The sequence below is a fragment of the Vibrio splendidus genome, assembly GCF_024347615.1.
Classification (GTDB): Bacteria; Pseudomonadota; Gammaproteobacteria; order Enterobacterales; family Vibrionaceae; genus Vibrio; species Vibrio splendidus.
In genome coordinates this window covers 1,733,170-1,749,745 of record NZ_AP025508.1, presented here as the reverse complement: position 1 = coordinate 1,749,745, position 16,576 = coordinate 1,733,170, and the positions used below count along the sequence as shown (strand labels likewise).

Genomic DNA, 16,576 nt, shown 5'->3' with positions numbered 1-16,576 from the left:
GTAGCTAACTAAGTGCTATACCAGTCGCGCCATGTGATAAGCCGCCACATATTCGCCATTTCTGAAAGCGAACCCTGCGGACTCTCCTTCAATCACGAAGCCAAATTTCTTATACAGGCTGATCGCTCTTTCGTTATCGGTATACACCGTTAACTCCATTCGCTTGATGTTAATCCAGTTATCACACAAGTCGATCGCGGTCGCGAGCAGCTGACTACCCACACCTTTGCCTAGCACATCGTCTTTAACACCCATACCAAATGAAGCCACATGTCGTCTTCTTGGGTTCACACACACTTCCATTCCCAAGTTGCCAACAATCTCATCGTCGATCATCGCGACATAAGAGTACACGTTGTCAGGCATATTAGAGATTCGCTTCTGCCAGCTTTCCAGAGATGGATTTGGGAGTTGCAGCGTACCGGTATAAGCATTAGTGCATTCGTAAACTTCTTTGATTCCCTTTGCATCTGACGGTTCAGACCGTCTCACTATAATACTCATCGCAACTCCTACTATTTTCATCGCTAAATATGAAACACATCCTTAATGTGCACCTAGACACACTATCAAATAGTAAATATTTAACAATAGGTTAGATGAAATTGTTTTTATTGGCGCTGATGTGGGGAATGTATATGGATGATCTGAAGAAGTAAATTTGAGGAATCAAGGTTAATTAAACTGGAGGTAATTCGATATGGGCACCTCGGGTGTGCCCACGCCGCCAAATCTATGGAATTAGTTAGCTTTGGTTCATCATGATCTAACTAATTCTGTTCTGGTTAATCATGAACTAGTTCATCTTGATCTAGTTAATCACGTTCACATTGAACTTGCATGACTTTAAGGTCTGTTGCATTTAGCTTCTCAGCTAGCGCTGCGCCTTCTTCATTACATTGCTCAAGAGTCGTAAATTGGGTGTTAACTTCCATTTCTGCTGTGCTGTCAGCGCCACCCATCATTAGGCTTAGAATCAGTGTGAGTTCGTACATAAAATAATCCTCTTTCGAGCTTTAAAAGCGTCCATTCGAATAAGATAAAGTGACTAGAATCCGCCCTAATTCACTTGTTTCGTTTGAGATAATTCTAGTCATTCGCTCGATTCGAGTCTTACCATTTTGTGCCAAGAGGTAACAAAGTAAGTACGTTTATTTTATTGGGCTTAGTTGATACTGAGTAAACAACCTCGTTCGATATCTTGCTCAAGCACCTCTGGTGTCAAGTCGCCATGTCCATGGTGATCGTGATTAAGGTGATTATGGTTATGCCCATGATCGTGGCCGTGTGAATGACTTTGATGTTCATTTGATCTTTGAGCTAACTTATCTGAATCCAAATAAGTGTCAGTCAAATCAGCACAATAATCTTGAGTCCATAAGCGACGAGCGTCGTCATCACTCATGATTTGCTCAGCTTTAGGGCCCAACTTATCCATGTAGTACATCCCCAACTCCTCACCTTCTACATTGGCGTGGTTGATAAGATTCATGAAAGCAGGTTCTTGATTCTCATCTGATAGATGACCATTTTTGTAACACACAGTTAGACCAATAATGTCATCGCCAAGTTGCTCTAATGCTGGGTTAAAATGATTGTGACTGTGATTATGTTCGGCAGCGGCGACAAGCATTGGAGTAAGAAACACTCATTGATTGAAGAAACCATCGTCGATGAGGAGCCCGTGTGTCTGACTCGAATCAACCACCCTCGAATTGGTGAGACACTAAGTAAAGAAGAGTATTTCCAAGAGGAGCATATTGCGCTCAAGATCAAACGCGCCAACATGAACACGGTCGAGTTTTTATCAGAGAGCGATATCGAGCCGAGAAAAGTCAGAATTGAAACCAGCTCAATTTCAAGCATGCTGATTTTGGCAAGCACGACAGATTACATCGCCGCTTCTACTCGTTCTTTTGCAGAAATGCTCGCACCAGCGCTTGGCTTACGCGTTCACCCTATCCCTATCAAATTAAAACCGCTCACGTTTCGAATGCTCTATCACCGCCGTTATGCTAACGACGAGCAACACATCAAAACCCGTGAAGCAATCAAGTCAGCATTAAGAAAACATAAATGAAACTGAGGTTTTAACTAAAGTTAACCCTATTAATATAAATTCAGTTTAATCACATACTCTCCAGCAAGTTAATTCAATAGAACGACACTGGAGAATCCATGAAAAAGCTTAACCTTATTGCTCTACCACTTACGTTACTCAGCAGCGCAGCGTTTGCGACTTCGACTCAAGTTTACATCGAACAAAACGTTGCCTCTAATGCTGCTGATAATGGTGTCTACACCACAGAAGCTGGCGCATTAATCGATACCTCAGAAAATGGACAAGTCTATATAGGTTTTGATGACCAGGGTTGGCTAGCCGCGGGTTACGGCCACGACTTTCACATCAGCGAGTCTTTCACGTTCAACCTATACGGTGAACTCGGTAAATGGGACAACGGTGAAGAGTTATTAATCGAAGGTATTATTGATTATCAAGTGAACGACAACTTCAATGTATTCAGTGGATTGGGATATAACCAGTCAGGGCAAGTACCCGAAAAACTAAGCGACACCACGATCAACACCAATAAGTTCATCGCCGGTGCGGGGTATTCTCTCGCAGGTTGGGATTTAGCTTACCAATACACTCACGAGAACCGTGACGGATCCAATGTTGGCGCCGATCTCATTGACCAAGACGATTACCGCACTAACGAACACGAAGTCGTCCTATCAAAGAGCATTGACGACTGGACACCCTACGTGAAATACACCTACTTCAATACCAACGAGGGTGACTTACAAATTGGCGGCGGTCCAATGATACCAATCGACAACGACAGCATCATCACACTTGGTTTGTCTTACGACTTCTAAATATCTCAGATTCAATTCTCATAGGCAGATGGATTTGCCCACCTTTCGAGGGCACTACTATGAAAATTACTTCTCAACGTAACAAAGTCATTAATATCGCTGCAGCGATCAGTATCGTTTTGTTTTCTGCGATTCCCACCTACGCAAGTGCTGATCACTTAGATTTCCATTATCTAGAACCGAGTTATCTAGAAACCAGCTATCTAGACTCCTCCTCCGTCGAATTCATGACACCAGATTTTGGTCAGGGGTATCTTAACGATGAGATTAAAGAAAACCTTACTCTGGAATAATTCTTCAACACATTACAAAACGTAAAAGACCAGAAACTCACGCTTCTGGTCTTTTTATATAGCTCTTGTTTTCTATATAACTCTCATCTTCTTATAGAGCCCTGCTCAGCGATTAAGACTCCGTTTCTGAATCACCTTTTTCTAGGCTGATGACATTCAAAACCGAAAATGCAGAGGCTAGGAATAAGCCCAATATCCAAACAAAATACCACATGAAAAACTCCTTAATACAGTGAATGGCCATTACGTTCGACATACTCACTATCGAGTCGTCCAAACATGGTTCGATAACTAAATGCGGTATAACACAGAATGATAGGTACCATCACAAACGCCACGCCTGTCATGATGTTCAAGGTCAGTTCGCTCGATGTTGAATCCCACAGCGTTAGGCTATTACTCGGGTTAACGCTAGACGGGATAATGAACGGGAACATCGAGAAACCCGCCGTTAAGATGATGCAAGCATTAGTCAGGCTTGAACTAATAAAAGCAATCGCATCCCATTTCAACCTTGCGCCAATCAAAGCCAGCAATGGAATGGTCACGCTGCCGATCGGTGCAAACCACATCCAAGGGTACGTATCGAAGTTGGTTAACCAAGCGCCAGCTTGTGTAACGACTTCTTTGTTCAAAGGATTTGAAGCCGAGCTATGATCCATCGCACTGACTATCAGATACCCATCAATATGGTTTATCGCCATACAGCCAATCACCATAAGGAAAGCGATAAGTACCGCACTCGCCTGCGTCACCGTTCTTGCCTTTTTGTACACTACGTCTGTGGTTTTCATCATCAACCACGCACCACCTTGTAACAGCGCCATCAATAACCCGACTAGACCACACAAAAGCGCGAATGGGTTGATCAAATCGATAAACGAACCATGGTACTCAACCATCAAGAAGCTATTGAGCGTAAAAGGTAAGCCTTGCATCAAATTGCCAAACGCCACCCCAAACAAGATAGGAGGGAAGAAGCCTGAGAACGAGATTGCCAAGTCACACACCCGTCGCCACTGATCGCTGTCGATCTTTGCTCGATACTCAAGCGCCAAAGGACGCAACCACAATGAAATAAGCACCAAATACATCGCCACATAAAGGCTTGAAAACGATGTCGCATAAACCAAAGGCCAAGCCGCAAACAACGCACCACCTGCGGTAATTAACCACACTTGGTTGCCGTCCCAATGGGGCGCGATAGAGTTAATCATGACTCGTCTTTCAGCGTTCGTTTTACCAATAAACGGTAACAACGCCCCCACTCCCATATCAAAACCATCGGTGATCATAAAACCAATCAGCAGTACACCAATCAGAACCCACCAAATTAAACGCAATGTGTCATATTCGAACATGAGTCAGTCACCTTATTGTTGAACTTGTTGTGCCAATTTGGCTTCAAGTGAAGTTGTATTTTGTTCATAGTGATAGCGACCCGTTTTTAAACTGCTTGGGCCTTTTTTAGCAACGGTAATCATCAAGTAACTTTCAACAATGATAAATACGATATATAGGCTGATAATGAGAGCAAGAGACGTAAGCAGGTTTTCAACGGTTTGAGAAGAAGCCGCGACGGTCACAGGAAGAATTTCACCTACTGCCCAAGGCTGACGGCCGTATTCCGCAACAAACCAGCCAGCTTCAATCGCAATCCAAGGTAATGGAATCGACCATAGCGCCGCTTTCAGTAGCCAAGGCTTTTGCGTAATGTTTTTACGGTAGGTTTGAAGGAAGGCCGCACCAAAGACAAACAACATAATGAAGCCACAGCCCACCATGATTCGGAATGACCAGAAAAGTGGCCAGACAGTTGGAATGGAATCATCTGCCGCTTGTTGGATTTGCTGTTCAGTCGCATCGGTTACGGTATCTGTGTAACGCTTAAGCAATAAGCCATAGCCGAGATCGTGCTTAGTTTGATCGAAAGCTCGTTCTGTCTCATGTGAGGTATCACCAGATCGCAAACGCTCTAGCAATTCATAAGCAATGATTCCGTTACGAATACGGACGAGGTGCTGGTCACGTAGGTCATGAAGACCAGTGACTTGCTCATCCAAAGATCGCGTTGCAATAATTCCCATCACATAAGGGATTTTGACCGCGAAGTCGGTTTTGCCCTCTTCTTGGTTTGGTAATCCAAACAAGGTAAACGCCGCAGGTGCAGGTTCTGTATGCCATTCCGCTTCAATTGCAGCGAGTTTCACTTTTTGAACGTCACCCAGTTCATAGCCCGACTCATCACCTAATACGATCACCGAGATAATAGAAGCAATGCCGAACGAAGCTGCAACAACAAACGAACGTTTTGCAAAAGCAATGTCTCGCCCTTTCAACAAGTAGTAAGAGCTCACACCAAGGATAAACATCGAGCCACAGGTATACGCTGAGGCCACTGTATGCAGGAATTTAACTTGTGCGACAGGGTTGAGCACCACTTCGGCAAAACTGGTCATCTCCATACGCATGGTTTGGTAATTGAACTCTGAGCCAATCGGGTTTTGCATCCAACCATTGGCAACCAAAATCCACAGTGCAGAGAAGCTTGAGCCCAGAGCCACCAGCCAAGTCACCATAAGGTGTTGGCGTTTCGATAATCTTTCCCAGCCGAAGAAGAACAATCCAACAAAGGTGGATTCTAAGAAGAACGCGACAAGCGCTTCGATGGCTAAAGGTGCACCGAAAATATCGCCGACATAGTGAGAATAATAAGACCAGTTGGTGCCAAACTGGAATTCCATGGTTAAACCGGTCGTGACACCCAAGGCAAAGTTAATGCCGAACAGTTTGCCCCAGAAGCGGGTCATGTCTTGATAGATTTGTTTACCGGTGAGTACATAGATCGACTCCATGATCGCCAGTAAGCACGACATACCGATAGTCAGAGGGACGAAAAGAAAGTGGAACATAGCGGTTAGCGCAAACTGTAAACGCGACAATTCAACTACATCAAACATTTAAGCTCCAAACATCATAATGATGGCTTTCATATTAAGAATTGGAGCGTATTTCAGCACAGTTCTCGCGAACCAAACTAGAACAGATTGATTGTTAAAAAACAGAACAGATTTACTTATTAGACGAACGACTGGTCAGAGTTTAGCTGCAACTATTGGCTTGCAATTCCATTGCCTGAATCAAGCCGCCTAGCGTTCGAATGGCTTCTGCTATTTTGTCGTCACAAGCATACGAACAGTTGAGACGAATGTGATGAGAGAACTTTTTATCACTGCTGAATATGATTCCCGGAGCGACAGAGATGTTTTGTTCAAGGGCTAGTTCATACAACTTCTCAACACAAACAGAGTGAGGCAGTTCTATCCAAATGAAGTAGCCACCTTGGCTTTTATGCACCATCGCACTTGAAGGTAAGCTAGATTCTAACAATGCAATATGTGCCTTCTTCCTTTCATTCAAAAGCTTGCGAAGTTTTTTAAGATGGTTGTCATAACTATAAAACGTCAGGTAGTGAGACAGTCCAAGTTGGATAGGAATACTGCTTGAGAGCGTCGAAAGGTGCTGCAATCTCTGAATTTTTAACGCTTGTTTCCTTGCAACTACCCAACCGATTCGAAAGCCGGGCGACAATGATTTAGAAAACGAACCACAAAGCATGATTTGCTCACCAGTGTCATAGGCTTTAGCAGGCAAAGAGCTTTGATTACCGACGTGAAGCTCTCGATACACATCGTCTTCGATCATCGGGATCTTATGTTGATTCACCAACTCGGCCAATCGCTGCTTGTTGCTATCACTCATCGAATAACCCACTGGGTTTTGCGATTCTGTCATAAACCAGCACGCTTTGATGTCCATTGAAGCGAACACCGACTCCAACACATCTAAATCTATACCAGTTTCAGGGTCTGTTGGTATCTCAACTGCCGTCAGGTTAAGCCTTTCAATGGTCTGCAACACACCATAGAACGCAGGATACTCTATTGCGACTAAGTCACCCGGTTCGGTACAGGATTGTAGGCATAAGTTAAGTGCCTCCATCGCCCCAGAAGTAATTACAATATCGTCAGGTAGGACGTTCAAGCCTTTAACTTGATAGCGTTGGGCAATTTGTCTACGAAGTGTTTCACTGCCTGGAGGCAAATTGGTGAGCATGCTGTTATCGGGCATTTGGCGGCTGGCATTGGCTAAACTGCGCGACAATGCTTGATGCGGAAACAAAGCAGGGTCTGGGAAAGCCGAGCTAAGTGAAATGATGCTAGGGTCTTTGGCACGTTGGAGCACATCGTAAAGCAAGTCACTGATTTTAACAGGATACGGTTTGATGGCTTTTTGTTGTGCGAGTTCTGAGGTGAACACATTTCTGCGCGGTAACACGAAATAGCCAGATTTAGGCTTCGAGCGCACATAGCCTTGGTCTTCAAGCTGCTGATAGGCTTGTAATACCGTCTCGATGCTGAGTTTATAGCGCTTACACGCATCTCTAATTGATGGGATCTTCTCACCACTCAACCAGATGTTTTGCTCTATCTGATTCTTGATTGTATTGGCGAGTATCTGTGATTTTTTCATCAAAAAGTTCTTTCTTATCCAGTGCGCTTAAGCTTCCCGAACTCCCGATATTCAAAGCATTCGATGTGAACTGAGCATTCGAGGTAAACCAAAGCCCTACCCTAAACGCAATTCTCTTCACGGTCGACTTGTTTATCTCTCCCATAAGAAAAGACACCACACTCGTCAAAAAGTGTGGTGCCTTGGTTATTACTTTAAAGCTAACTAACGTTAATTAAGATTAGTTGGCTGGACGCCACACGCCCCACTGATCATTTTCGTAGGTCGCTTTAGGGTTTGTACCACCTTGAATCCACCACTGTGCTTTCCAAGACTGGTTCGAGTACGTTACTACTTCACCGCCTAGGTAAGTCGCTGAAGAGTCCCAAGTGCCATTGTCTGGGTCAGGAGTCGGATCTGGATCCGGCGTTGGATCTGGGTCTGGTGTTACGCCACCGTCATCAGCAATCACTTCAAAAGTGAAGGTTTCAACACTGTCGCTTTCAATCGAGCTAGCCATAAACGATAGAGTTTCGTTTGCAGTGATGCCAGTGGTATCAACTACGATAGAAGCCGTGCCGTTATTTTGAATGCTTACGGAAGAGCCTTGTGTCTGAGTTAGATTTGCCGCTTCGCTTGTTGCAATCACAACTTTGTCGCCAGCATTCACTACGTTGTCACTCTTCACTAGCTCGTAGATGTCGCCTTTCAGTGGTTCAACACCACCGTCGCCACCATCAATCAGCGTTAACTGACCAGAAGCACGGCTATCTTTTGAGTTAAAGAAGTTGCGTGAAGGATCGTTTTGGAAGTACATGTAGTGCTGCATTTCAGCGTGCCAATCACCAATGAAGATCGCGCCATCTTTAAACTCTTCGTGCCAGCCATTAATTTCTGAAGCCAACAAACGAGCCCAATCGTTAACGTTTGAAGCGTCGATAACGATGTCGAAGCTGCGCGCTACTTCACCATACTTGTTGATGATGTCGTACTTAACGGTGTCGCCAACTTGTGGAGTACCAAAACCTTCTGAAATGAATAGGTCGCCACGTACGAGATCGGGCTCAGGGCCCGGCTCTGGTGGAGGGGTTGTACCACCTGCGATTGTGATGTCTGAACAGTTGTAGAAGCCTTCTCCTGCTGCATCGTCACGTTGCCAACGTACGTATAAGATTGCGTCGCCAGATCGGTCTGAAGGAATCGTTACGTTGATACGGTATTTGCCACCGCTTACAGGAACATTCCCCACTTCTTGGATAAGATCTAAGTCCCCCCACGCTAGGCCTTTGCTCAGGTCGGCGTTTGGTTTCGTTAGGTAGAACTCCCAGAATGACGGGTTGTGTGGTGCAGTCGCATTGAATACATATTCAAATGTACCAGTATTAAGCTCGGTGCGAGTCCAGCCTGTATGAGGTGCACCCATGCCGCGTTTTTGCGAATCATTGGCGTAACATAAAGTGCCGTCAGGAATCGCCGCTTTTACAGCGTTGATGTCGTTGAAATCTTGGATATTTTTCGCGTACTCGTTACGTTGAACGAACGGGTATGAACCAGAAATATCTTTTGCTTGAGCACATGCAGCATTTGGTGGCGTACCTGACCAAACCCCGCCTTGCTCGTAACACGTGTTCTGACGTGCACTTGGAAATTCAGACCAGCCATGAGCATTTGCCACTGACGGCACACTCGATAGCATAGCCATACCCACTGCTATTTTTAGAATATTATTATTTATTGTTGTCACTTTCCCACTCTCTATTATTTTACCCTAAACACAAAACCAATTGGTTACTAACCAACCAGCACTGTCATTCGAAGGTTTATAGTTTCTGACTTAAAGAACAACGAAAAATATATACGTCAATTTTATCAATAACAGCGGGTTTTATATTGATAGGAATCAGCATCACACAACTCAAACAAATGCGTTGTAGATAGATGATGTTGCTTCGAATTATGACATTTCAGTATTCTATGTTGATTGAGGGAACATTATTCAAAATGAATAAAAAAGCGGCTTAATGATTAAGCCGCTTTGGGGTTTGTATATCGAATAGAAACTAGAGCCTAATCGATTAGTGGAATATTAATCTAACTTTTTCCACTGCTGTTCAACCCAATTAGAGTCAATTGCAATTCCTGGTAAATAATCTTCATTGTTACACTCTGCCGCCCATGGGCCGTAACACTGATAGACTCCCTCACCTTCAAATAGAACGATATCTCCATCCACATAGCTGCCGAAACCTTCTGGGTAAACATAATCATGTTCGGGCGGTGGTGTGCCGGCTTCAACCAAATGGAAGTTCAACGTCTGTTGCCCTACCAACTTGTCTTCACTGTTTTTGACACTCACGACTAACATGTGGTGCCCAGCTTCTGATTTGGATAAAGGCAGTGCTACCAATTCTGACGAATCATCTTCTACTTCACCACTCCAGTGCGCCAATGACTCTCGACCATGGTTATACACCGTCAATTCAGCTTTAGCATCACCTTCAGCCAGCAGTGTTAGGTCTAGAACTGTTGCTTCTTCACCAATTACGTATTCAGGCTCTAACCCTTCAACCGTGAGTGAGATGTCTGGTTCCGGTACTTCAACATCGTAGCCTACTTCTACACTCTGAATACCACTGTCTGTATTAACGTATATCGGGTTTACGCCATAAATTGGAGCAAAGCCGTTTTCACTCAACACGCCCGACTTAATATTCTTACGTTCTTCATTTACTTTGGTCGCTAATGCCTTTGACCAGTTCTTTGATTGGCCAGCTTCGCTGTCTGTAATCTCAATACGAGTACTTAGTGCTACGTTTTCGCCAGAACCATCAAAGACACGAGTATAAACCGCATCACCTTCCCTGAGGTTGGCGGTCGGTATTATCTGACCTGCTTTGTCCCAACCCGGTAGTTGCGAATCATCACCATCAAATACCACATCAATCGCATTGTAGAATGCTTTGTCTGTGTCGCCGACATCCCAAACAGCCAAAATGACATGGTAACCTTCTCGCACAGGTACCTCACAGGTATGAGTAGCCGTGTCTTGTGTCATATCTCCGTGACCATCAACCTCACAGAAAGGTGTTAGGTCAAAGGCTGCTCGTTCCAATGGTTCATTCTGTTCCCATCCTTTTTTCGTGATGTAATACTTAAAACCAGCCGCTATGTGGTTAGCCCTAAATGTCCATTCAAATTCTTGAGAGCCCGCTTCTATTGGGCGTTTCTGCCAGCGCTCTGAAGTTTGTTCATCTAGATTTCTTGCGATTGATATCTCAGCACTAGCAATGTAACCATCATCAGGCCCGCCTTCAGGGAAACCGTCATCACCTTCCACACTTTGTGGTTCGTACTGTATGTTGCCGCAGTCCATGTTCTTAGGCTGACCTTCAGAACCTTCTAAGTGGCACAAAGCGACACGACTTATTATGTTTCCTTCATCATTTAATGACACAAAACCATGTGCCATAGCACCACCACAAACGGTAGACAACGCAATCGCTAGAGCCGTTTTCTGTATTCTTATTCTCATAACATTTCCATTTAAAGACTTCATAATTCCAATTAACAGACCTCAATAATTTGGCCCGTCGACCTATCAAACAGTGTGGAGTGATCTGATATTGCGATTCGCTATTAACGGTTACTTGGCTTGAATATGAGTTATTTAGCTCGAGCGTTAATAAAGAGAATGCATATCAGTCGATTTGAGCATGGTTTATGAAGACGGGATTATTTAATCAATAAGACTGATTGATACTCAGCAAAGTTGATAAGGTAACAAAGCCAGTTCATACATCTGAAAAATATGAGGTTTATTCAAAATTTAATGAGACAGAACATTAACTATTTGAATAATTTTATGAATGGAAAAGGCATAGGCTGATTCAGCAAAGATTGGATGAAAACGGAAAGAATAGAGTTTCTCGTCAAAATAACGATTTTGACGAGTCATCCTAAATAGCGGGTTCGATTAGATCAGGAGTGGGATAAAATTGCTTATTAGTTTATTGCCTCAAAAGCTTAATAACGGCTGTTCATACCAAAGCGATGTGACATGTCATCGTCCATGCGGCCGCCTTTCCAACCGCCGCCACCCAAAAGATTGAGCACATCACGCGCGGTGTAATTCTCGCCGCCGAAGAAGTCATTAGACACATCATTACGTAACAGCTGGATAGTGGGAACCAATTCAACATCTAAATCTTGTGGATCAGCAAACAAAGCCAATGCGATTTGTTGTTGGCGCTTACTCAATTCACGAGAACTCGTTTCTACCTGACCAATCGAGAAAAAGTCACGGCTTCCATAGCTCTTTACCAACCTTGCAGACAGTAGCTTAATCACCTTTTTGATCCTTCGTCGCTGAATATATCTAAACACTCTAATTCCCCTTCCAATTTACAAATATCACATCAAATGTTGTTCAGATTTGAGCAACACTTAGAATGTCACTCTTTATGATGATGCTCAATATATAACGTCAGTAATATACTGATTAACAATGCGAAAAAGCAATTTCGAGACGAATACTCTTTGCACCGCTTCTCAATGAAACGGATCAAAAAGTAAATTCTTAGGTAAACCATGGTTCAGAACACTAAGCACCTTCTCACGCAACCACAACGTACCTTGGTCACGTTGATGCCGCACATGCCAAGACATCGAAATGGGCCCCGGCGGCATGGTGAATGGCGTTTTCTTAATCATCAGTTCTCCCTTGCTCACGCTCTCCAATATTATCGGTAATGGAATCGTCGTGATCATGTCAGTATTGATTAACAACCTAGGTATGGAGTAACAGTGGTTCACCGTCATGGCGATGCGCCGTTTCATTCCCTTCTGTCCTAGTCGCATGTCTACCCCGCCTGTCGCCTCACCTGATAACGAGAGCAACAAATGATCAGCACTAGCAAAAGCACTTAGCGATAGCTCTTCACTAGCCAACGGGTGATCGGCACGCATTGCGCACACAAAGTGATTATCAAATAGATGCTGAGTTTGTACTTGAGCTGAGTTGCCTTCGAAGTAATCCAAGACCATATCGACATCGGCACTGAGCAATAACTTTTCTCCATTGACGTTGTAAGGTACGGCGTGAATATTAACGTCAGGCGCTTCAAGCTCTATTCGTTGCTTTAACGGCAACCAAAACAGATCTGCCATCCAATCTGTGGTCGCGATTCTAAACGTGCGCTTTAACGTCGCAGGATTAAACTCATCACGCTCAGTTGCAATCCGTATTGATTCTAACGGCTCACCAATCGTTTTCCACAACTCGACGGCGTAAGGGGTTGGGCGAATCCCCCTTCCTTGTTTCACGAATAAAGGATCTTGCCAAGCGTGACGCATTCGAGAGACGGCGTTCGATACCGACGGTTGCGTCATCGACAATCGGTCTGCAGCCACAGTAATCGAGCTTTCCTGCATGATCGCATCAAAAATAACCATTAAATTCAGATCGACATTCGCCATCTTACTTGCCTAATTACACAAGGAGTTAGATGAATGAGTATCGACAAACTCATCATATAAATCAATGCATATTATACCAATCATCAATTAGACGATAAGTTTCAAGTTGGGTAAAGTGAGTTCGACAAGCAGATTAACCCGCTGTTAGAAAAACAAATCAGATGACTCACTTATAAGGAAATACGATGAAAGCCGTGTATTTAGAAGAGTATGGAAGTGCGCAGAACTTAACCTTCGGCGATATAGCCAAGCCCACCATCACACCAAATCAAGTGCTGATCAAAGTACAAGGCGCGGGGGTAAACCCTGTCGACTGGATGGTAAGAGAGGGATTCTTAGAGGCTACTGGTCAACATGAAATGCCACTCATTGTTGGCTGGGATGCAGCGGGACAAGTTGTCGAAAAAGGCAACAATGTAAGCAACCTTAAACTTGGGGAGCAGGTCTATGTATATGCGCCCATTTCTGAACAAGGCGCCTACGCCGAATATCTTGCTGTCGATAGTGATTTAGTAGCAAGAGCGCCCAAGTCTCTCGACATGGTGACCGCTGCAGCTGTGCCATTGGCCGCAACAACAGCATGGCAAGCACTTGTTGAAGGCTGCCAACTCAAAGCCAGTCAACGTGTCCTTATTCACAATGCATCCGGAGGTGTTGGCAGCTTTGCGGTTCAAATAGCGAAAGCGCTCGGTGCTTATGTTATCGGAACAGCATCAGCCAACAACAAAGCCTACTTAACGGCTTTAGGGGTCGATCAATTCATTGATTACCAAACTCAACGCTTTGAAGACGAGGTTGATGAGTTAGATGCTGTACTCGTCGCTGTTGGGGGTGACGGCATCGCGGAGCGTTCACTCGAAGTCGTACGAAAAGGTGGCAACGTAGTTTCACTGTTAGATGACATTGAAAGCGCATTACCACTGCAACTAGGCGTAAATTTTCAACGTTGGTGGGTTTCACCCAATGCCAGAGATCTACAACGTATTGCTGCTTTAATTGATGATGGCGTAATTAAAGTGAACATCGATAAGGTGTTCCCACTATCTAAAGCCGCTCAAGCACAGGAGTTAAGTCAATCGAAACGTGCTCGTGGCAAAATCGTATTGGAAGTTTCGCTGTAAACACGTTCAAGTAAAGAGGATATAAAATGGCCATTAAACAAGCTTTTCGTAATAAGAACCTACCCGATATGAGCAATGCGTTTAGTTGGGGACTGAAACTAAGTGAGTTCAGCGAAGTATTCTTTGTGACAGGACATGCTGACTGTAACCCGGACTTTATCACTCAACACCCTAATGATCCTGTTGCTCAAACACGATTGATTTTAGACCAAATGAAGACATTCTTAGAAGAAGCTGGCTTTAGTGTTAACGACATTGTCAGGACGGATTGGACATTTACCAACGAAGTCAACTCTGCACAATTCGAAGGTATTGCTCATGTCTGGGAAGAGTTTTTAGGGGATGTCGAAGTAAAACCAGCGACAGGCACGTTGCGCTATGTTCAGCGTTTAGGGATGCCAGATATGATGGTTGAATATGAGATGATGTTAGCCCGATAACTGCCGAGCTTTCCAATCCTAAGATTCAACCGTCTTACCCAAACGATAAAGGCTTAACCAAACAACAGATAAGTTTGATTATCGACTGAGATACTTTTGACTTCAGTGTTGAACACGGACTCTAGCTGTTCAGGCGTAAGAACGTGCTCTGCACTACCTGATGCTTGAAGTACGCCTTTGTCGAGCAACAACACTTGGTCTGCATGTCTTAAGGTCCGGTTTAGGTCGTGGTTAGCCATGATCACGGCGATGCCCTTCTCTGCCACTCGTTCAATGAGTTTGTAGAGTAAGGCTTCTTGCGCAATATCTAGTGGAGCTGCGGGTTCATCGAGGATCAGCAGCTTTGCGTAAGGATTAAGCGTCGGCCAAATTTGCAGGCACATTCCGGCCAAACGAACGCGTTGCCATTCACCACCAGACAGTGTCTGAATTGAACGATGAAGTTTGTCTGTGATGTCTAGCATCTGACTAATTTCTTCCAAAGCTGCGTTGATTTCAGCATCAAGGCCGTGTGAGGAGCTTGGCAGTGACAACGCAAGGTATTGAAACACTTCCAAGTTGAAGGCAGGTCTTGCACTTTGACAAAGATAAGCACGATGCAATGATAAATCTTGTAGAGACAGTTCAGACAAATCCTGCCCGTCGAGCTTTATATCCCCTTTGTAGCCATCACCAACGCCAGATATCGCTTCGAGTAAGGTACTTTTACCACTGCCATTAGGACCGATGACATGAGTCACCTGCCCTTGCTTGAGCTCAAATGATAACGGTAATAAACGAGCGCCGACGCTCAGGCTCTTAATTTGAATCATGATTTTTAATTAACATCCAAATGAAGATAGGCGCACCGATACTGGTGGTCATCACACCCAAAGGCAGCTCTGCTGAATCTAATAAAGTTCTTGCACAAATATCAGCAAACACCAGTAACGCGGCACCTGCAACGGCAGACAAAGGAAGAAGGTATCGGTTATCGGTACCAATCGCTAAACGGAGTAAGTGTGGCACAACCAAACCCACAAAGCTGATCACGCCACCTAACGCTACTGCGCAACCTACTAAAATAGACACAGCGAAGATTAGACGCCAACGTAATCTCGGAACATTCACGCCTAACTGTGCAGCATGAGTCTCGCCAATCATTAACTTATCTAGCTTACTACCTTGCAGGCACAACCAAATAATCACAGGGATCATCACCAACGTGAGCGAGTGTTGATACCAAGTCACGCCACCCAAGCTACCCATCAGCCAATACATCAATAAGCGTAGGCTTAAGTCATCACTAAAATAGAACGCCCATGTCACCATCGCACCAGAAAGAATGCCCAACGCGACACCGACTAGCAGTAATTTAGCCGTCGTGAGTCGCATGGTTTTTACCATGCTCACTAGAATCACGGTAAAACAAAGTGAACCTAAAACGGCGGCAATCATGAACAGTTCTGGTGTAGGCGCAAACGGCAAGAAGAACAGTACGATAACCATCGCCAAGCTTGCGCCACCAGAAATACCGAGCACACCTGGCTCTGCTAATACATTACCCAATAAGATTTGTAGGCTTGCGCCAGATACAGCTAACCCTGCCCCGATGGCAATAGCCGCCAATAATCGAGGTAAGCGTAAATCAACCAGTAGTTTTTGTTCTAACGTGGACAAGGTGCCCAGAGGGGAAATGAAAAGATCGCCAACCATTAGGTAAATCGCACTCAGCGCGACAAGCAGTGCTGCCATCAGATAAATGGCTCGGGTCCATTTGCGCTGTTTTTGGTGAAGAAGTTGTTGGAAATCCATATCAAGCTACTTTGAAATTGTTCGCGTAACCTTACCTGTATCCCTAAATAAACTCAAGGCT

At 44.4% G+C, this 16,576-nt stretch carries 17 protein-coding genes and 1 pseudogene; 5 read left to right on the top strand and 13 right to left on the bottom strand.

Annotated elements, in window-relative coordinates; genetic code table 11:
- Window positions 1-15 precede the first annotated feature (15 nt).
- The 3 genes from OCU90_RS07790 to OCU90_RS07780 form a co-directional block, all read right to left on the bottom strand.
- A complete protein-coding gene (locus tag OCU90_RS07790) occupies window positions 16-504 on the bottom strand; it encodes a GNAT family N-acetyltransferase (RefSeq protein ID WP_017068284.1) in 489 nt (162 codons plus the stop codon).
- Window positions 505-815: 311 nt separating this feature from the next.
- Window positions 816-995 (bottom strand): hypothetical protein, encoded by a 180-nt coding sequence (locus OCU90_RS07785; RefSeq protein WP_017095358.1) that lies wholly within the window; start codon window positions 993-995, stop codon window positions 816-818.
- Window positions 996-1,165: 170 nt separating this feature from the next.
- Window positions 1,166-1,633 carry a hypothetical protein gene (locus tag OCU90_RS07780; protein ID WP_061024877.1) on the bottom strand — a complete coding sequence of 156 codons (468 nt, stop codon included), beginning with the start codon at window positions 1,631-1,633 and terminating at the stop codon, window positions 1,166-1,168.
- 3 nt (window positions 1,634-1,636) lie between these two features.
- On the opposite strand from OCU90_RS07780, the pseudogene OCU90_RS07775 reads away from it, so the two are divergent.
- The 3 genes and pseudogenes from OCU90_RS07775 to OCU90_RS07765 all read left to right on the top strand — a co-directional run.
- Window positions 1,637-2,080: pseudogene (locus OCU90_RS07775) on the top strand (LysR substrate-binding domain-containing protein); the annotation flags it as partial.
- Window positions 2,081-2,178: 98 nt separating this feature from the next.
- The gene (locus OCU90_RS07770; RefSeq protein ID WP_061024879.1) at window positions 2,179-2,880 is read left to right on the top strand and encodes a hypothetical protein; all 702 of its coding nucleotides are present in this window, start codon (window positions 2,179-2,181) and stop codon (window positions 2,878-2,880) included.
- A 59-nt stretch (window positions 2,881-2,939) separates the two neighbouring features.
- On the top strand, window positions 2,940-3,173 hold the full coding sequence (locus OCU90_RS07765; RefSeq protein ID WP_061024881.1) for a hypothetical protein: 234 nt from the start codon (window positions 2,940-2,942) through the stop codon (window positions 3,171-3,173).
- Window positions 3,174-3,285: 112 nt separating this feature from the next.
- On the opposite strand, the gene cydX is transcribed toward OCU90_RS07765, so the two are convergent.
- The 8 genes from cydX to OCU90_RS07725 all read right to left on the bottom strand — a co-directional run bounded on the left by cydX (window position 3,286) and on the right by OCU90_RS07725 (window position 13,160).
- The gene (cydX, locus tag OCU90_RS07760) at window positions 3,286-3,387 is read right to left on the bottom strand and encodes a cytochrome bd-I oxidase subunit CydX (RefSeq protein ID WP_081090016.1); all 102 of its coding nucleotides are present in this window, start codon (window positions 3,385-3,387) and stop codon (window positions 3,286-3,288) included.
- Window positions 3,388-3,397: 10 nt separating this feature from the next.
- Complete coding sequence (cydB, locus tag OCU90_RS07755) at window positions 3,398-4,534, bottom strand: cytochrome d ubiquinol oxidase subunit II (RefSeq protein WP_017078012.1); 1,137 nt, start codon at window positions 4,532-4,534, stop codon at window positions 3,398-3,400.
- Window positions 4,535-4,546: 12 nt separating this feature from the next.
- Window positions 4,547-6,133, bottom strand: a complete 1,587-nt coding sequence (locus tag OCU90_RS07750; RefSeq protein WP_061024883.1) for a cytochrome ubiquinol oxidase subunit I — start codon at window positions 6,131-6,133, stop codon at window positions 4,547-4,549.
- A gap of 142 nt (window positions 6,134-6,275) precedes the next feature.
- Window positions 6,276-7,706 (bottom strand): aminotransferase-like domain-containing protein, encoded by a 1,431-nt coding sequence (locus OCU90_RS07745; RefSeq protein WP_061024885.1) that lies wholly within the window; start codon window positions 7,704-7,706, stop codon window positions 6,276-6,278.
- A 220-nt stretch (window positions 7,707-7,926) separates the two neighbouring features.
- Complete coding sequence (locus OCU90_RS07740) at window positions 7,927-9,387, bottom strand: lytic polysaccharide monooxygenase (RefSeq protein WP_061024886.1); 1,461 nt, start codon at window positions 9,385-9,387, stop codon at window positions 7,927-7,929.
- 384 nt (window positions 9,388-9,771) lie between these two features.
- Window positions 9,772-11,217 carry an N-acetylglucosamine-binding protein GbpA gene (gene gbpA / locus OCU90_RS07735; protein WP_061024888.1) on the bottom strand — a complete coding sequence of 482 codons (1,446 nt, stop codon included), beginning with the start codon at window positions 11,215-11,217 and terminating at the stop codon, window positions 9,772-9,774.
- Between the two features lie 491 nt (window positions 11,218-11,708).
- Window positions 11,709-12,068: a DUF6559 family protein gene (locus tag OCU90_RS07730; protein ID WP_017083478.1), complete on the bottom strand. Its 360-nt coding sequence runs from the start codon at window positions 12,066-12,068 to the stop codon at window positions 11,709-11,711.
- 165 nt (window positions 12,069-12,233) lie between these two features.
- Window positions 12,234-13,160 (bottom strand): LysR family transcriptional regulator, encoded by a 927-nt coding sequence (locus OCU90_RS07725; RefSeq protein ID WP_099426157.1) that lies wholly within the window; start codon window positions 13,158-13,160, stop codon window positions 12,234-12,236.
- 185 nt (window positions 13,161-13,345) lie between these two features.
- On the opposite strand from OCU90_RS07725, the gene OCU90_RS07720 reads away from it, so the two are divergent.
- Both OCU90_RS07720 and OCU90_RS07715 read left to right on the top strand, forming a co-directional pair.
- Complete coding sequence (locus tag OCU90_RS07720) at window positions 13,346-14,281, top strand: NADP-dependent oxidoreductase (protein ID WP_061024893.1); 936 nt, start codon at window positions 13,346-13,348, stop codon at window positions 14,279-14,281.
- A 26-nt stretch (window positions 14,282-14,307) separates the two neighbouring features.
- Complete coding sequence (locus tag OCU90_RS07715) at window positions 14,308-14,721, top strand: RidA family protein (RefSeq protein WP_054541235.1); 414 nt, start codon at window positions 14,308-14,310, stop codon at window positions 14,719-14,721.
- A gap of 53 nt (window positions 14,722-14,774) precedes the next feature.
- Here the strand turns inward: OCU90_RS07715 and btuD are convergent, their stop codons facing one another.
- Both btuD and btuC read right to left on the bottom strand, forming a co-directional pair.
- Window positions 14,775-15,533, bottom strand: a complete 759-nt coding sequence (btuD, locus tag OCU90_RS07710; RefSeq protein WP_061024895.1) for a vitamin B12 ABC transporter ATP-binding protein BtuD — start codon at window positions 15,531-15,533, stop codon at window positions 14,775-14,777.
- The gene (gene btuC / locus OCU90_RS07705) at window positions 15,520-16,515 is read right to left on the bottom strand and encodes a vitamin B12 ABC transporter permease BtuC (protein WP_061024896.1); all 996 of its coding nucleotides are present in this window, start codon (window positions 16,513-16,515) and stop codon (window positions 15,520-15,522) included. Before btuC ends, btuD begins: the two co-directional genes overlap by 14 nt.
- Window positions 16,516-16,576: the final 61 nt, after the last annotated feature.